We start from the raw sequence: 17182 nt of genomic DNA on the forward strand, positions 1-17182 counted from the left end.
GCTTTTGCAGTGAGACCGCATACTACAACGCAGGGTCGCCGTGCTCACTTGACGATCAGAGCGCGGATAGTTGTGTTTAAAGCGAAATAATGACCTCGCTTGGGGTAATTATTTTTGAGGAACATTGGAAATGCCAGACATCAGATGATCGTTGCTGATCGTATTAAAGAATTCCATATTATTTTTTGAGCCGAGTTTTTTCATCAGCGTTTGTTTCTGTGCGCTGACTGTTTTAACGCTGCGTTGTGTCATCGTGGCGATTTCTGTCAGGCTCAATCCGCGTTTTAATAAACGTATATGTTCAATCTCGGTGGCAGAGAGCTTGACTTGGGAGATGGCCGGCGAGCGTGGGTTTCTGCCCAGTGTCAACATGTGCTTCAGCATATCCTGCGCTGTCGCGCTATCCATATACTTATTGCCGGAGCGGACTTCTTGGACCGCAATAAGTACATTTTTCAGATCACTATTTTTTCGCACAAAGCCTTGTACACCGCATTCCAATGCGTTGTGGGCAGTTGTAAAGTCTTCGCGTGCTGACAAGATGATAATTTTTAGCGTCGGAAATGATAGGCGGATTTTTTTTATCATAGGCAAACCGTCTGGCATCGCATCACCATAAAACGAATAGTCGCAAATCAAGATATCGCAGGCTTGCTCCGAGAGCGCTTTAAAAGCGTCCGATACATTTTGGGCGGTGGCAACAATCCGAATATTTTTGTCACTCTCTAAAATGGTTGTTACGCCATGCAGAATAATGGGATGGTCGTCCGCAACGATGACGTCGCAAGCAGAGTGAGAAGGCTGAAAAGTAGGTGGCGCGGTCATCATATGTTTGTCTTTTTTTCCTTTAGTAAAAGGCAGTTTGATACTAATCGATAGCCGTCGATAGATGGATTACGTTGATCGTATTCGATGCATTGAAGTCGTGTCTGGCCGATTTGGTGCTAAAAGAATTATCTCAATTACGGACAAAAATGGCGATCAGAGGTCTCTCTTTTTTGCCGCGAAATGGCTCTATAGTGGCAAGAGTTTTCTGAGTTTAAGGGAGTGGCGGATACAGATGCTATGCTGCAACAATATCAAAATACAAAAATGTCATGGCATATCCCTCTTCAACCGACCGCATGACAACGATTTCGCGCAGATTTTTAAGGGCGCGCACCTATTTAATCGTCGCAGTATTAAGCCTGTTGCTTGCGCTATTCATCGGCCTCTTGCTGTTGTTTACGCTCTGGGATCGCAGCGAATGGGCGCAAGAAAATTATGCCGATTTGCTGAGGCAAATTTCTCAACAAGAATATTTCATTGCGAAGTATGCCAATGTTGTGCCGGGATATTTATGCAGTTCGGATGCGACCTGCAAGAACTTGTTGCATGAGGGCGACGATTTACCTGCGATTGGACAACTCAAGGAAACCGTATTGCCAACCGGAGAAAGGTTTTGGACCTTACGCAGCGCACCATTCGCGGGTGCCTCTCCGGTTGTTTTACCGCAAGACACTGAAAGAAAATTATTTGCGCTGGGTAGTCGTTTTGCACGATTCGACCAAGTGTTTTGGGGAAGTTCAGAGAGTATCGATCAATCATTATTGCTATCTGCGGACGGTACGCTAAGTTTTTTTATGCAACATGCAGCCGGGCAGACGCTTGATGTCGACAAGATGACGCGCTTCTCACATATGAAGCTGCGTGCCTTTCAAGAAATCCTGCGCGACTATCCTTCATCGGCCAATGCTGACGGTGTTTTCTGGACCGAGTCTATGGTCGACCCATTTACCGGTCGTAATATTTTTACCAGTTTTATTCCCTTGCGTGACGATCAGGGAAAGATCATTGGATACGCTTCCAGTGATGTATCGCCCGATGCCGTGGCCCGACGTAGCAAGATAAGCGGCGATGCGTTTCAGCGGCAGCTGGGATCGGTTTTGCTGTATTCCGATTGGGGACATTTAATGCTGGTGGATGGTCGCGCACCGACCACCGAAGAGGTCGCGTTATACCGTCATCTGGATGATGACGATGGCTATGATACTTACACCCGCTTGCTGCAATTTCGCCTGACCGATGCGGTGCTGGAAGTCAGTTATGCGGTTCCCAACATCCAGTGGCGAGTGCTTTACGCCGTCAGTGTCTGGTCGGTTCTGTGGGATAAGGTTGTGCCAATTGGCATCGGCATACTGCTATTTTTATTGCTAATCGCGAATGTATTTTTCGATACCCGACGGATTACCCGGCTGGTGATCCGGCCCGCAGCGTTGCAGGCCAAACGACTTGCCGATAGCGAGAATTTTAATCGTACCGTAGTCGAAACTTCGCCGGTCGGTCTGGCTGTTTTACGCGTGCGCGACGGCAGCGTCATATTGCAGAATTCGCAATTTGTGCCGTTGGTGCAATGGCAGTTATTCGATAGTAACGATCGGCGAATAAGCGGTCAGACATGGTCGATACTATCGTCGCAAAATGCGTTGGATGTGCTGCATCTGGAGGATAGCGACAGCGGTCAGTTCTATCAAATTGGGATTGCTTCGGCGATGCTCGCGGATGAACCGGTCATGATTTGCGTGCTAAGCGATATGACAGATCGCAAGCGGACTGAGCAGGCGTTGGCACAGGCCAAGCAACTGGCGGAATCTGCAAGCGCGGCGAAAAGCATGTTTCTCGCGACCATCAGTCACGAAATCCGCACGCCTTTGTATGGCATGCTGGCTTCCATCGAGCTAATGGCAAAAACGCAGCTGGATGACGAGCAGCATCAGTTGTCCCACACAATGGACAGTTCTGCACGCACGCTGAAAGATGTCTTGAACGATGCGTTGGATTTCACGAAGGGTGAAACGGAAACCGCAGAGTTGGATCGCCAGGAATTCAATTTAACTAAAGATATTGAGGCGGTTGTCCAAAGTTTTTGGTCGCGGGCATCGTTAAAAGGACTGCAATTATTTTGCTTCGTCGATCCCGCATTAGACGGCTTTTGGTGGGGAGATGCGCTGAAGCTGACGCAGATACTGAATAATCTGATTAATAACGCCGTCAAATTTACCGCTCACGGCAGCGTCACCGTGACAGGAAAATTACTGACAACCGGGCCAGATGGTGCACGCATCTCACTTTCGGTCACTGACACCGGACCGGGCGTGGACGCGGAAGACCGGGAACGGATTTTTCAACCGTTTGGGCAGGCCAGCAGCACTATTGCCGGGGAACAGTTTCCAGGTACCGGCCTCGGTCTTTTTATATGCAAGAAATTCGTCGCCGCTATGGATGGCGCGATCAGCCTTACTTCCACGCCGGGAAAAGGCGCAACCTTCACCGTCAGCATCCCGCTCAGTCTTTCTACTAAAGCTGATGTTGCCGATGTACTTCACGGTTTAACCTTTGATATCAATGCAATTCCGGCATACACAGATTATTTATCCTTACTAATAAACGCGCATGGTGGCGTCGTTGCAGGGCGCAAGGATGATTTATTAGAACGGGACGGTCATTTGGCGCGAATTGATATAGTGCTCATGCCCGTTACCAATGCAGATCGTTCTGAACGTAAGACGATGACACGGCCTGACGCGGTGTTTTTGGATCTATCCTTTCCTTATCGGCCATTTCTTAAAGGACGTGACGGATTTGCTAATTCCCTTTCAGCGACAGCCGCGCTTGACGCCATCTTAATAGTTACGGGGCGTAAAGCAGCTGTCCCGCAGCAAGCTACGCAGCTTGCGATGGAAGGGAGCACGTGCAGGACCGACGCACGCGTCCTGATGGTGGACGACCAAGCGATTAATCGTCTTTTGCTGGATAAACAATTGGCTTATTTCGGCTGTCATGTCACTGCTGCCGAAAGTGCGCAGGAAGCGCTGGATCAGATACAAAATGGGCAGCATTTCGATCTGATTTTGACCGATATAAATATGCCGGGCATGAGCGGTTATGCACTGGCCTCGGCGCTCAGAGCTAACGGCGTGACGATTCCTATTGTTGCTATCACGGCTAGCCTGCTGGCTGGCGAGCGTGAACACGGCCTGGCAGCAGGCATGAATGGTTATCTGGTAAAACCGTTCGCTATGGATGACTTGGAAAAATTGTTGGAGCGTCATGTCGGTTTGCACAACGGTGCGGCTATGACGCTACTCAGTGATAGTCAGACGATTACCGCTGACCATGAGCAAGCGATTGCTAAAGCTTTTTCCGACGCTACGCAGATGTGGCAACCCGCGATGTTAAAGGCTGCTGTCGTGGGGATTACCGAAGATATGGCCTTGCTGGCGGACGCTATTACACGCGCTGATCTGGCCTATCTCGGTCAGATTGTGCATCGGATTCAAGGGGGAATGGGCGCGCTCGATATGCGTCCTGCGATCTCGCTCTGCGCCACGATAGAAGGAAGTGTCGAGTATGATTGGCACGAGGAAGCATTCCGGCTAGCCCCTATTCTACAAACGATGTTAGAGCAGATTCGCCTCGACATCGACCCGGACGACTGAACCGCGGTTGCATCAACCAATGAACAGTCCAAACAATCATGCGATTAAAGCATACGGCTTAAAATGTCGCGCTTATCAATCAGTTGATGCTTCACCACTGCGGCAATATGCAGGACTAACGTGACAGACACGGCAATACAGGCTACCCGATGAATCTTGAAAAAGAAGGCGTTCACGGCTGGATTGATGATCGGCTGAGGAATATCGATCAGCCAAAACAATGGAAATCCATGCGTCAGCATCAAAACCCCGCTGATTAACATCACAAATATGATCAGGTAAAACATCTCATGGGCCAAATGCGCCATATTCTTTTTCGGGCGTGATAAGTCAGTCGGGTAGGGGACGCTGGGCCGAAAAAATGCCCAGATATAACGAACGATCATGAGCGGTATCACCAAAGTGCCCAACGACATATTCAGCACCGAAAAGAATGCAAAGTAGACGGTGCCGACCATCAGATGCAGGGAATATCCGGCAATCATCGTATAGATGATAATGACTGCAGCAATCCAATGCGCGCGGCGTGTCAGCGTGTCATAGCGTTCGTGTCGAGGAAGTGTGTCAATAGAAGTAGTCATAAAATCTTAAAAGAGACGTCGCCGTAGGTGATGTTTATCGACGTATACCGATGCATCGTTCTACGATTGAGGGCGTCAGTTTGAAGGTTTTGAGCGCGGTTTCATACGCGACTAATCCGGAATGTGAAGCAGAAAAAAGGGATGGGCGATAGAGAAATGTCGCATTGTTTTCAGGCAGCGCATTGCGGCTACCCATGCCAGACTGACATTGTTACAAACAGCTTGGTTGTTCCGTTGGCAGCGATCGTTTGCCGACTAACGTGGTTATACTTCCTCAAAGAGTACGCATATTATTCATATGTTGTATTTCTTAAGCAGGTGAGGCGGGTCGTCTGTTTGTCGTAAATTTTAGAAATGTGGGCAGAAGCGTCAACTATCGCTGAGGGCGATAGTTACCAATTATGTGCAGGTGCAACGCCTGCCCATACTCGCTATCGACGCGCGTGGCGTGTCCTGCGCTCTGGTCAGAGTCTGCCAGGCAACCCTTTTTTTGGAGTATTTCCATTTATGTTCAAACGTCGCCATTGTCTTAATTTCCCCTTCAATCCTGACGCTGATACCGGCGCTGCCATTGCCGATTCTGGCGCGCATTTCTATATGCCCGAAGAATCTTTACCGCATGTCCGGACCTGGATGCAATGGCCTGCGCATGCCGATTTGTATGGCGATGCTGCGTACTTTGATCTGGTGCAACTGGATCTTGCCGGTCTTGCGCGCACGATTGCGCAATTTGAAGAGGTATACATGCTGGCGCGACCGGAGCAGATGGCGCATGTGCGTCATTTGTGCGGCCCGACTGTTAGCGTTTTTGCGATGGCTGTGGACGATATGTGGGCACGGGATTCTGGGCCGATCTTTGTGAACAATGGCAACGGTCAGCAGGCAATATCGGACCTGAATTTTAACGGTTGGGGCAACAAGCAGCGGCATCGGGATGATGCCAAAGTCGCGATGCAGGTAGGCCTTCTGCAGAAGCTATCACATCGAAAGGGAGGCTTAATCTCTGAAGGTGGCGCGATAGAAGTTGATGGCGATGGGACCGTACTGACGACCGAAAGCGCAATTATCAATACCAATCGCAATCCGGGTATGGACAAAAAACAATTGGAAGCGCAACTCAACGCCGCTCTGGGGACTTCGAAGGTCATCTGGTTGCCGGGCGTGCGCGGTGAGGATATTACCGACTGTCATATTGATTTGCTGGCGCGTTTTATCCGGCCGGGTTTGGTATTGGTCGAGTTAATGCCAGAGGGCGACACCTGCTCGGAAGCCAAAATGGCTGAGCACGCCGTCGCCGTACTCAGTACATCAACCGACGCCCGTGGCCGCAAGCTGGAAGTAGTGACGATGCGCCGCTCGCGGACGACTCGCTCGACTGAGCCGGACATGTGCAACGGTTATGCGAATTATTATGTCTGTAACGGTGCGGTCATTGTGCCGGAATTCGGCGATGCCAGCGCTGATGTCGCTGCTGCCGAAGTGCTGGCAGGACTGTATCCCGGTCGCAAAATCGTGCAGGTAAATGTCGATATTATTTGCGAGAATGGCGGCGGCATCCATTGTGTGACGCAACAGCAACCGACGGTTGCTTGAGCGCTCTGTGAGTCTCATTTGATAGTTTGATGGCGCGGAGTAGGGCATTGGATGTCAACAAAGGTGCCCATTCATCAATCTTTTCATCATTGCGACGCTTTTCGGCTAGACACCTAGCCGATTATTTTCTTCCCCATCTTTCTCCCTTATAGCTACTGTTTTTCTCTTAGTCATTAAGCCAGTAAACCTAAAAAAGGTCTGATAGTTATCCAATGCGATTGGACACTATCAGACCTGATTGCGCTGACATCAATTTGTTAGCCTATTTCTGCATCCTGATCAGTCCAAATGCATGCGAATCCCTGCCGATATAACATTATTCAACTTCCCCGTCTGACCGAATTGCGCATCGTAGTTAGCATGCCAACTCCAACGCTTGCTGACATCCGTCGCAATGCCGATACCAACCCACGCTGTATTGCGCTGCATGCCGATACCTTTTACAGACACATTTGTTCCTGCTACGCCGGTGTAGTTAGCCGCAAAATCCAAATTTCCGTTGTTAAATGCGTGCTGCCAGGCGGCATACATTTGCACGTTACTTTTTCCTGCAAACCAGTTGAATTTCGCATTGCCACGTGCGCCTAACAAGCCGGCAGTCTGTTGATAAGCCTGGCTATTGGCACTTAGGCCGAATGTGTTGCCCAACTCGCTAAAACCTCCACGCTTAACACGGTCATACGACACGCCTGCAAATGGCGTTACGCTTATGCTGCTGGTGAGTTGATGATCGAAGCCTGTCTCCAGATAGGCCGACAACACTTGATCCGTATGTTTTGCCTGCAAATTGATGGCTTCCGATCCGACAATCGCTGTCCGACTAACATTGCTATCAACCGTAGCAATACCTGCACGTCCACTCACGTATGCATTGACGCCTGCTGCCTGCAACGCATAGCGACCGTAAAGTGACGCGCCAATGTTTTGACTTTTCGATTGGCCGCCAAAACGGTCGAAATTCGCTGTGCTGTCTGAATAGGCCAATGCTGCACCGATGATAGTGTCATCATTCAAACGCGTGTCGATACCAAACTGGCCGCCTGACAGTGTTGTGTTGGCGCTGGCAAAACCGTGCTGGGTTAATTTACCCGAGCTTGCTATAACGCTGGTCCAGATGCCAGTCTTGGCTGATGGATTGTCGCTGTTGTTATTGCCCAATTGCGCCAGCCGGTTCGACAGATCACGATTAATCGATTGCGATTGTTGAAACGTCAGTGCTTGTGCTGAACCATGAATTTGCCCTGACAAACTATCCAATACATCCGCTGCTGCCGAAAGATTATCAGTTTCTTGCATCGCTGCAGCATTCATCAAAAAGACTGCGTTGTCGCCGCCGGTTTGTTCTGTCGCGACCATTTCATCTGCTACCCGTAATACTTTTTCAAGATTCTTTGCCGAGTTGATGCGTGTTGTATCGGTCGCAAAAGCTTGTTCAGCGACTACCTGCAAATCATGACGGCTGACGTGCAATTCGACGCTATTTTGATTTTTGGTTAAGGCGCTTTTGCTGAACAGTGTTGCTGCCGGTTTCACGATATCGCCACCACTTTCCTTAAATCCGACTTCGCTGAACTTGCCTTCTATTCCGCCGCCAGCCCGCATCACGACATCGGTCGTTCCCTGTGCTGTGATATAGCCGAATGATGCTTCATCTTTTTTCGGCGTCATGACTAACTTGGATTGCGCGCCTAGTGTTGCTTTACCGCCGATGGTCAATGGTGCGCCCATTTGCTTTTCCAGGGTCGCTTTTTCAGAGGTGTAATTGCCGCCAATAGCCAGACCGTTGCCCACTACTTGCATACCGCCGCTGTTAATAACGCTACCCTTTACACGACCGTTATCGCCTCGCAAATGACTTTTTGAGTCGATATTTACGTTGCTTGCGGTTGATCCGGTGATGTTTAGTGTGCCTGCGGTGACTTGACTATGCCCCTGATAAGTATTTTGACCGGACAAAGTCAGCATCCCCGGTCCGACTTTGATTAAACCTGCATCGCCGCTGATATCATTGCTAAAGTCTGAGTTCTGATCGTCAAAAATATAGCTTACGACATTGTCGCCTAGCGCCAGGCGCTTATCAAATAGGGCGGGACCTTTGATGGCTTTGCTGACGTTTAACATTCCCCAGCCGTATTTTTCCGATTCGCCCATGTCGGTGGCCGTCGATAAAATGGTCTGGCGCAGCAAGTCTGCGTTCATCGATGGATGAACCTGCTTGACCAGCGCCGCGGCTCCGGAGACGGCAGGTGCTGCGAAGGAAGTGCCGTTTGCAGATTTTCCGGTGATTTCAGAGACCATTTCTCCCGGTGCCGCCAGACACCAGTTGGATGCGACACCACAGCGATTGGCATAACTTGGCATTTCAGCCTGCCCAAAGCCGTTGCCTGCAACATTTGCTTCGGTAACGGCGAGCCAACCTCTTTCCAGTTTTGGATCATTCAGCGGCATACCAGCCTCTGATGAAGGATTTTTTTGACCCGAATTACCTGTCGCCCATACAAATAAACTGCCTCGTGCCACCATATCTTTGAATGAACGGAGATTGAGCTGGGATTTGGTTGGCTTGGTAATGTCTCCGGTTCCCATCGATAAATTCACGATTTTCGCTTTTGACAGACTAAAAATTTGAAGGGTTTGGATGTCAAGATGGGTCTTCAGACCATTGTTATTGCCTTTGGCGCCGCTTGCAACAGCAAGCATAGTCACTTCTGGCGCAACGCCTATAGTCTTGCCGCCCAATACTTCCGCGACATGGGTGCCGTGGGCATTGCCGTTGCCGTCGCCGCTCATTTGAACGCGATCGCCGAACTCAGCGTGTTCCGCTAGAAAATCGGTATCGACGATGCCGATTTTTACGCCTTTACCAGTAATGCCGCGATTGCGCAGGTCTTTCATGCCAATCGGATCGGCGGCGTCAAATAGCGGACGATCCGCAGTAATTACCTTTGGTGTAACTGGCTTTATCGGCGGTGGAGTAACGATATCCGGCGTGACAGGTGTTATCGGCGGTGGCGTAACAATATTTGGCGTAACAGGTGTAATCGGCAGGAGAGTAATGATCTGCGGGGTGACCGGCGTTATTGGTGTTACCACGGGCGTAGTTATTATCACTGGCGTGACAAGTTTTGTTACCGGTGCAGTGATGACTGTGGTTGGCGTAACAGGTGTGGTCTTAGTAGAGATCGGCTTTGAAACGTAAGGATTTTGCGCTCCGCTGCCGCTGCCTCCGCCACCGCAACCGATGAGAAGCAAAGAAACGGCGATGCATGATGCGTCTTTTGTGATGAGGGATATTGGCATTATTCACTTTCAAAAATACAGATCGAAAGGCTGCCGCTGGTTTGCCACTTATTGGGCAAGCCGCAGAATTTTCGCTGTAAGAGTTTGTCGATGCGAGGGAGCAGGTCCCTCGCCGTAAAGAAGACCATTTGCCAGAATTTAGGCAAGTTGCGTTCTGGAAGGTCTTAAATCACTATTTTTTTCACCGGCATTTTGAGAGGCTTACACCTTCAATTGCCGTTGCATCAATCGGTTGCAGTGATGCGATGAGGGAAGTATCGCGAAATGGCGAGAATTTAAGAATGGGATTTTTCCCAAAAAATGCAGTGGGTATCTGCTTCGGTAGCGCTAGCATCGACTACAATCTTGTCTATCCTGCTTATGACTGAATTGGCACGCTATTGCAGTACGATGGCATTCGCCGTTTTCGGAGAAAAAGGGCATGCACGCGCAAGCTAGCCCTGAGCGCTTTACACTATGGATATTTAATGCGGACTCAAAGAAACCATCCTGCGATGGAAGAAAAAATGCAAAATGAACAACCTATTACGCATGCAGTAATTTTATTACACGGTTTATGCGGCTCGGCACTGGAAATGGGATCAATTCCCAAAGCGCTCAGGAAAAATGGTTGTGCAGTGATTGAGCTGGTCATACCCGACTATTCGGCAGGGCATGTTGATGCCAGCATCACGCCCAATTGGGAAGATTGGTGTGCATTCGTCGAAAGTGAAATTTCCCGCCTGAAGGTGAATTTTAAGACAGTGTCTATTTGCGGCTTGAGCATGGGCGCGACTTTAGCGCTGGCCGTGGCGTCCCGCAGTAACGAGTTGATCGCCATCGTGGCGCTATCCCCTGTGCTGAGATATGACGGCTGGTCGATCCCTTGGTATCAGCATCTAATGAAGCTTCCGTTTTTGTTGGGGTATAAAAATTGGTCGCACAAGGAAAGTGACCCATTTGGGATAAAAAATTTCGATATGCGTAGACGAGTGGCGAACGCGCTCAAAAAAGATGGCGTCGCGGCCGTTGGCGCGGCAGCTATCCCGGCAAGGCAACTGCATGCCGCACAAAAAATGATGGGTTATGTGCGCAATTCGCTTAAGCAAGTGAAAACGAATATTCTGGTGATCCATGCCATCGATGACGAAACCGCTTCACCCAAAAATCCAGAGCTAATTTTGGAGCATGTTAGTTCAGAAATGCGCAAAATAATTTGGCTGGGAGATTGTTATCATATTATTACTGTCGATAACGAACGTGAAATCGTCACCAACGAAACGGTCCATTTTTTAAAGAAAAATATTGAGATGCATATTAATGACATGTCCTACAGAGACTTACAAAATAAATCTCCGTTAAAAGATCGACGTGGTTAATTTTTGCTAATCGTGCTTGAATCAGCTTAAATAACTAGGTAATGCCCAATATTATCTAGTATTAATTATTTGAAAACTGTAATGAAATTAAAAAACTCTAGAACGTGGAAGCAAAGCGGTATTCATTCAGTGTCCATCTGTTTTGTCGGATTTGCTATCGCATTTTGTCTACGTTATGTGTTGAATTCAGCATTGGATGAATCCATGTCTATGCTATTTTTCTCGATGAATTGTATCGTCATGGCGTATTTCTTTGGCTTCTGGCACTCCACGGGACTATTGGCGATTAGCTTACCCACGGCGTTTTTCTTTTTCAGAAAGCCCTATTATTTCTTTGATGGTATTGCTATGAAGGATGCTTATATCGTTATTGTTTATGTAAGTATCATTTTGTTGGCCTCATGGATAATCGAATGGTTGCAACGCGAGCGTTATGCTGCCGTTTTGCAGCAAAGGGTTTCTGAGACGCGCTATCAATTGTTGATTGAATCTGACCAAGCCAGACGTGTCGAACATGCCAGAAATGCGGCCGAGTAAATAGCTTTTGTGCGCGCAGAGTGCGTCATGTCGAATTAGGCGCATTCTTTTATTCTTTTCCATTTTTTGCTTTGATAGATTTCGGAGACCTAATATGAAAACCAGCGCCCGTAACCAATTTCACGGCAAGGTTAGCCACATTAAGACCGGTGCCGTCAACGATGAAATCGAAATTGAATTACCCGGTGGAGACAAACTTGTTGCCATCATTACCAGCGAAAGCACCAAAAATCTCGGCCTGCAAGTTGGCAGCAGTGCGATTGCCTTGATTAAAGCACCTTGGGTAATTGTCGCCACTGGTGTCGATGGCATTCGCTTGTCAGCACGTAATCAACTGGCCGGAAAAGTCACCAAACTGGTACTTGGCGCGGTAAACGCCGAAGTGGTGATCCAACTGGCGGGCGGAAATAGTGTCTGTGCCATTATCACAATCGATAGCGCGACCGACCTTGGTTTGGCTGAGGGCGAAGCCGCCACTGCGATTTTTAAAGCCTCGCACGTGATCGTCGGCGTACCGACGTAATATGGTCTACATAAGTATTAAGTTGCTGGAAATAGTATTCATCACTCCCGTCAATAAATACATGCAAGAAGAGCGCTGAGTAATTTACTCAGCGCTCTTTTTTGCATCGTCACAAATATTTAGCTAGTTTAAGCGCTCTTTTTCTCGTACTTGGTTGCTTCTTCCGAGCCGCCGGTAGCATTGCCCTTGCTGTAAGAGTGCGCGCCGACGCCCGCCAGTTTGCCGCCCTGAACGATCAGGTATTCGTCGCGAATCGGCCGTTTTTCAAAGTAGCATTCCAAAATCTCACGCGTGCCAGCTGCATAGCGGGTTTGCGCTGACAAACTGGTGCCGGAGATGTGCGGTGTCATGCCGTGGTGCGGCATTGTGCGCCATGGATGGTCGTTTGGTGCCGGTTGCGGGAACCAGACATCGCCTGCATACCCTGCCAGACGCCCGGTTTCCAGCGCGTTGACGATGGCGTCGCGATCACATAACTTGCCGCGTGCAGTATTGATCAAATACGCGCCGCGCTTGAAGTTTTTCAACGATTTCTCGTTGATCATGTGTTCGGTTTCAGGATGCAATGGGCAGTTCAACGTCACTACGTCACACACTTTGGTCAAGCTTTCCAGCGTGCTGTGATAAGTCAGATTGAGTTCTTTTTCGACTGCTTCTGACAAACGGTGACCATCCAGATAATGCAGTTTGACGTCGAAAGGTTTCAGCAGACGCAACACGCGCAGACCGATGCGACCGGCAGCTACCGTACCAACGTTCATGGCTTCCAAATCATACGAACGGGCGACGCAATCGGCAATATTCCATCCGCCTTTAACTACCCAGTTATACGATGGAATATAGTTACGCACCTGCGCCAGAATCATCATGACGACGTGCTCGGCTACGCTGTGGCTGTTGCAATAAGTTACCTCAGCTACGGTAATATTATTTTCAATCGCTGCCTGCAAGTCGGTGTGATCCGAACCGATCCCGGCAGTCACAATCATCTTCAGTTTCTTGGCTTTGGCGATGCGCTCGGCGGTCATGTACGCAGGCCAGAACGGTTGCGAGATGACGATTTCTGCGTCGTGTAATTCGCGATCCAGCACACTGTCGGTACCGTCTTTGCTGGAGGTGACGATCAATTCATGCCCTTGCGATTCTAAATACTTACGCAAACCGAGTTCACCGGAAACGCTGCCCAATAGTGCGCCAGGTTTAAAGTCGATGCCTTTCGGTGTCGGCAGCGTTTGTCCGTCGGGATACCGCTCTGGCTGTGGCAAGTCGTCGCGTGCATAGCTTGTGGGGTAACCGGTGACAGGGTCGTCGTATAGAACACAGATAATCTTTGCCATGTGAATCCTCCAGAATAGTTGAATTGCAGAGCAGCTTCTATTGCTGTCCTGTACCAAAAATTGGCGTATTACGGCCATTCAGCTGCGACCGTGCTGCGGTGATGATGCAGCCGGATCGTGTGGAGGATTCTGCGCAGTTCGGACACTATTTTCCAATACCGTACAGCAATGGTTCAATAAGGGCCGGTTATCAAACTATCGAAACGCGCCTGTAGTGGCACTTTTAATGCCATTTCCAGCGCGGCTGCCGTGACGGGAGGATAGGGGGTCTGTTTGCGGGTAATCAGACCGATTTCACGCGAGAGATGCGGCGTGATCGGCATCACGGCAATTTCCTGGCGTAGTTCGATCAGACTCAGCACACTGTGGGGGACCACTGCGCATAAATCGCTACAGCGCAGTTGGGCATACAGCGCGAAGATGGAATCGGTCTCAACCCGAATCCGGGGCGTGACCCCAGCCTTTCGAAATGCCGCATCAATGATGCGACGACTTTGCATGTTCGTTGTTAACAGACATAAAGGCAGGCTTGCCACCTCGCTCCAATCTAACGATTCCCGACCCTCAAAAATCGCTTCATTTCGGGCTACCAGCACGTAGCGCTCTACGAATAACGGATACATCTGGAAACCGGATAGCGATTTATCGTCAAGATAGGTCAGGCCCAGATCGATATCGCAATTATCCAGACGCCGCACAATCTCGTCGGACGACAATGACAGGACGGTTACTTTAATCTCGCTATATTCTTCCTGACAAGGCGTTGTCAGAAACGGCACGACGGGCATGGTGGTGGGGATTGCGCCGATGCGCAAGGTTCCCGAAAGGTTTTTATGCGCGCTGACGGTCTCTTGCCGCATTGCTTCATAGCTAGACAATAATTGCTGCGCCCAGCCGACGACACGCTCGCCTTCAGCAGTAAGTCCTTCATAGTTTCTGCCGCGCCGGACCAGATTCAGTTCCAGTTCTTTTTCAAGATTACGGATGGCGGTGGAAAGGGCAGGTTGGGAAACGTGGCAGGCCTCGGCCGCACGCGAAAAATGGCCTAAATCGGCAAGGGTTACCAGATATTTAAGTTGTCGTATAAACATAGAAGAATGAAATCGGATGAAGATTTTTTTTAATTGTTATATGCAGCAACGTATGGTTGTCTCGTTAAATTTTCGCTGCAATGACCGTTTCGCCAGACATAAATGAGTGTAACGCTATTCCTTTGTGTATATAGCGCTTTGGATGCAGAGATACGGGGTAATGCCTAAGTCGCTTCCATTCGGATACCCAGATTGCGGGTTTCGATATCAAAACCGGTATTGATAAATCCAAACTTATGATTGGATGATTTGGCCTGAAGTCCTTATAGTCGGATGTCTGAATAACCTTACAAGGTGGGAAAAGCAATGGAATATCGTGTACTCGGCCGCACTGGCTGGAAAGTGTCGACCGTGAGTTTTGGTAGTTGGGCAATCGGTGGGACGTGGGGAACGGTCAATGATGACGAATCGCGTCTGGCGCTGCATAAGGCCCTGGATAACGGCGTGAATTTTTTCGATACCGCCGATGTGTATGGCGATGGTCGCAGTGAACGGTTGCTGGCACAACTACGCAAAGATCGCAGCGAAAAGTTTCATATCGCGACCAAGGCCGGGCGGCGCTTGGATCCGCACGTTGCGGGTGGCTACAATCGCGAAAATTTGACCGCCTTTGTAGAGCGCAGCTTACGCAATCTGGATACTGACGCGCTAGATTTGTTGCAATTGCATTGCCCGCCGACCGATGTGTATTACATGCCGGAAGTCTTCGGCGTGTTGGATGATCTTGTCAAAGCCGGTAAGTTGCAGTATTACGGCGTCAGCGTAGAGCGGGTGGAAGAGGCATTGAAGGCGATTGAATATCCAGCGGTGCAAAGCGTGCAGATTATCTACAATATTTTCCGCCAGCGTCCGCAAGAGCTGTTTTTTGCCGAAGCGATGCGACGTCAGGTTGGCATCCTCGCCAGATTGCCACTGTCTTCCGGCATGTTGTCTGGCAAATTTAACGCCACCAGCACTTTTGCTGCAGATGATCATCGTCAATTTAATCGGCAAGGCGCGGCGTTTGATCGCGGTGAGACCTTCTCAGGATTGGATTTTGCGACCGGGCTAGAGGCGGTAGAGGCGCTGCGTGCCTTGGTGCCGGCAGGCATGTCGATGGCGCAACTGGCATTGCGCTGGATTTTGACGTCGCCCGCCGTTACTTGCGTTCTGGCCGGGGCTAAACGTGCAGATCAGGTTGCGGAGAATATCAGTGCTGCCGATTTGCCGCCTTTACCCGACAGTGTTTTGCAAGCCATAAATGCGCTGTATCGGGAGCGTGTTCGCCCGCACGTGCATCATTACTGGTAGATGTTGGTTGGCAATATGACTGAAACTACGCGGTCATATTGCCATAGGCTTTCTATCAAGACTGCAATACAGAAAATATCGCCGCAGCGAAATCATGCGGCGCTTCTTGCGGGATATTGTGACCGATTAACGGGATGACTTGACGTTGATACGGGCCGCTAAAATAGCGCCCGTGCTGTTCAGCGCCACCAATCGCACTGACGCCATCGCCACCGCCTTCCAGCGTGACGGTGGGTACGGTAATGATGGGTTGTTTCGTCAGTAGTTGTTCAATATGCTCCACGGTCGGGTCACCAGCCACCAGCCCAAAACGATGCCGGTAAGAATGGATCACCACCGGCACGAAGTCGGGATTATCAAAAGCGGCTGCCGTCTGCTGATACGTCGCTTGATCAAACTGCCAATTGGGCGACCAGAGCGTCCACAATAACCGGCATAACTCCCCACGATTTTGCATCAGACCGGCTTCGCCACGGTCGCTGTGAAAGTAGTATTGATACCAATAGCGGTGTTCATTTTGCGGAAGCTGTGGCTTGATGGAACTAGGGATATCTTGCAGGTTATATCCGCCGCCCGTTACCAGACCGATCACCCGTTCCGGCCACAGCGCGGACACGATACAGGCGGCGCGACCACCCCAGTCATAACCGGCCAGCACGGCCTTCTCAATCCCAAGTGCATCCATAAAAGTCAACAAATCCTGTGCTAACACGGCTTGCTGACCGGAGCGCGGTGTATCCGGCGACAGAAAACGGGTCGCACCATAGCCGCGCAAATACGGTGTAAATACCCTACATCCGGCGCTCACCAATAGCGGCGTGACTTCGTCATAGGCATGCACGTCATACGGAAAACCGTGCAAAAGCATCACTGGGATACCGTCGATGGGTCCATTTTCTGTATAGGCTACGTTTAAAACGCCTGCTTCTATCTGCTTTATCATAGTTATCTTCTGCGCCGCTCATTTGGATGGTTTGCTGAATGCTGCTTCTGGCAGGGTAGTCCTTTTTAAGTAATAAGTAAGCAAAACAGGCCGAATTTCGCTTTGTTTTTGCATCGTTGAACAGCGCTAACTTACGATAAGCTAACGAATT

The 17182-nt window shown here is 49.7% G+C and carries 12 protein-coding genes; 6 read left to right on the forward strand and 6 right to left on the reverse strand.

The genetic code is table 11. The annotated features are described in order from the left end of the window. Positions 1-108: 108 nt before the first annotated feature. On the reverse strand, positions 109-828 hold the full coding sequence (locus tag C7W93_RS02115; RefSeq protein WP_108438527.1) for a response regulator transcription factor: 720 nt from the start codon (positions 826-828) through the stop codon (positions 109-111). 269 nt (positions 829-1097) lie between these two features. On the opposite strand from C7W93_RS02115, the gene C7W93_RS02120 reads away from it, so the two are divergent. Then, complete coding sequence (locus tag C7W93_RS02120) at positions 1098-4478, forward strand: ATP-binding protein (protein WP_108438528.1); 3381 nt, start codon at positions 1098-1100, stop codon at positions 4476-4478. A 44-nt stretch (positions 4479-4522) separates the two neighbouring features. On the opposite strand, the gene C7W93_RS02125 is transcribed toward C7W93_RS02120, so the two are convergent. Continuing rightward, on the reverse strand, positions 4523-5059 hold the full coding sequence (locus C7W93_RS02125) for a cytochrome b (RefSeq protein ID WP_108438529.1): 537 nt from the start codon (positions 5057-5059) through the stop codon (positions 4523-4525). Between the two features lie 507 nt (positions 5060-5566). On the opposite strand from C7W93_RS02125, the gene C7W93_RS02130 reads away from it, so the two are divergent. Further along, positions 5567-6652 (forward strand): agmatine/peptidylarginine deiminase, encoded by a 1086-nt coding sequence (locus C7W93_RS02130; protein WP_161539857.1) that lies wholly within the window; start codon positions 5567-5569, stop codon positions 6650-6652. Between the two features lie 279 nt (positions 6653-6931). Here the strand turns inward: C7W93_RS02130 and C7W93_RS02135 are convergent, their stop codons facing one another. Further along, positions 6932-9952, reverse strand: a complete 3021-nt coding sequence (locus tag C7W93_RS02135) for an autotransporter serine protease (RefSeq protein WP_146177502.1) — start codon at positions 9950-9952, stop codon at positions 6932-6934. Positions 9953-10458: 506 nt separating this feature from the next. On the opposite strand from C7W93_RS02135, the gene C7W93_RS02140 reads away from it, so the two are divergent. From C7W93_RS02140 to C7W93_RS02150, 3 genes are all read left to right on the forward strand, one after another. Next, positions 10459-11310, forward strand: coding sequence for a carboxylesterase (locus tag C7W93_RS02140; RefSeq protein ID WP_225869729.1), 852 nt, complete (start codon positions 10459-10461; stop codon positions 11308-11310). Between the two features lie 81 nt (positions 11311-11391). Further along, positions 11392-11847, forward strand: coding sequence for a DUF4118 domain-containing protein (locus C7W93_RS02145; RefSeq protein WP_201747146.1), 456 nt, complete (start codon positions 11392-11394; stop codon positions 11845-11847). A gap of 94 nt (positions 11848-11941) precedes the next feature. Next, positions 11942-12370 (forward strand): molybdopterin-binding protein, encoded by a 429-nt coding sequence (locus C7W93_RS02150; protein ID WP_108438534.1) that lies wholly within the window; start codon positions 11942-11944, stop codon positions 12368-12370. A gap of 128 nt (positions 12371-12498) precedes the next feature. On the opposite strand, the gene C7W93_RS02155 is transcribed toward C7W93_RS02150, so the two are convergent. Continuing rightward, positions 12499-13707: an NAD-dependent formate dehydrogenase gene (locus tag C7W93_RS02155; protein ID WP_108438535.1), complete on the reverse strand. Its 1209-nt coding sequence runs from the start codon at positions 13705-13707 to the stop codon at positions 12499-12501. A 173-nt stretch (positions 13708-13880) separates the two neighbouring features. Then, positions 13881-14798 carry a LysR family transcriptional regulator gene (locus C7W93_RS02160; protein ID WP_108438536.1) on the reverse strand — a complete coding sequence of 306 codons (918 nt, stop codon included), beginning with the start codon at positions 14796-14798 and terminating at the stop codon, positions 13881-13883. Between the two features lie 306 nt (positions 14799-15104). Here C7W93_RS02160 and C7W93_RS02165 point away from each other — a divergent pair, with 306 nt between their 5' ends. Then, on the forward strand, positions 15105-16088 hold the full coding sequence (locus C7W93_RS02165) for an aldo/keto reductase (RefSeq protein ID WP_108438537.1): 984 nt from the start codon (positions 15105-15107) through the stop codon (positions 16086-16088). A gap of 55 nt (positions 16089-16143) precedes the next feature. Here C7W93_RS02165 and C7W93_RS02170 read toward each other — a convergent pair whose 3' ends face one another. Beyond that, the gene (locus C7W93_RS02170) at positions 16144-17031 is read right to left on the reverse strand and encodes an alpha/beta fold hydrolase (protein ID WP_108438538.1); all 888 of its coding nucleotides are present in this window, start codon (positions 17029-17031) and stop codon (positions 16144-16146) included. Positions 17032-17182 lie beyond the last annotated feature (151 nt).

The sequence above is a fragment of the Glaciimonas sp. PCH181 genome (assembly GCF_003056055.1).
Classification (GTDB): domain Bacteria; phylum Pseudomonadota; class Gammaproteobacteria; order Burkholderiales; family Burkholderiaceae_D; genus Glaciimonas.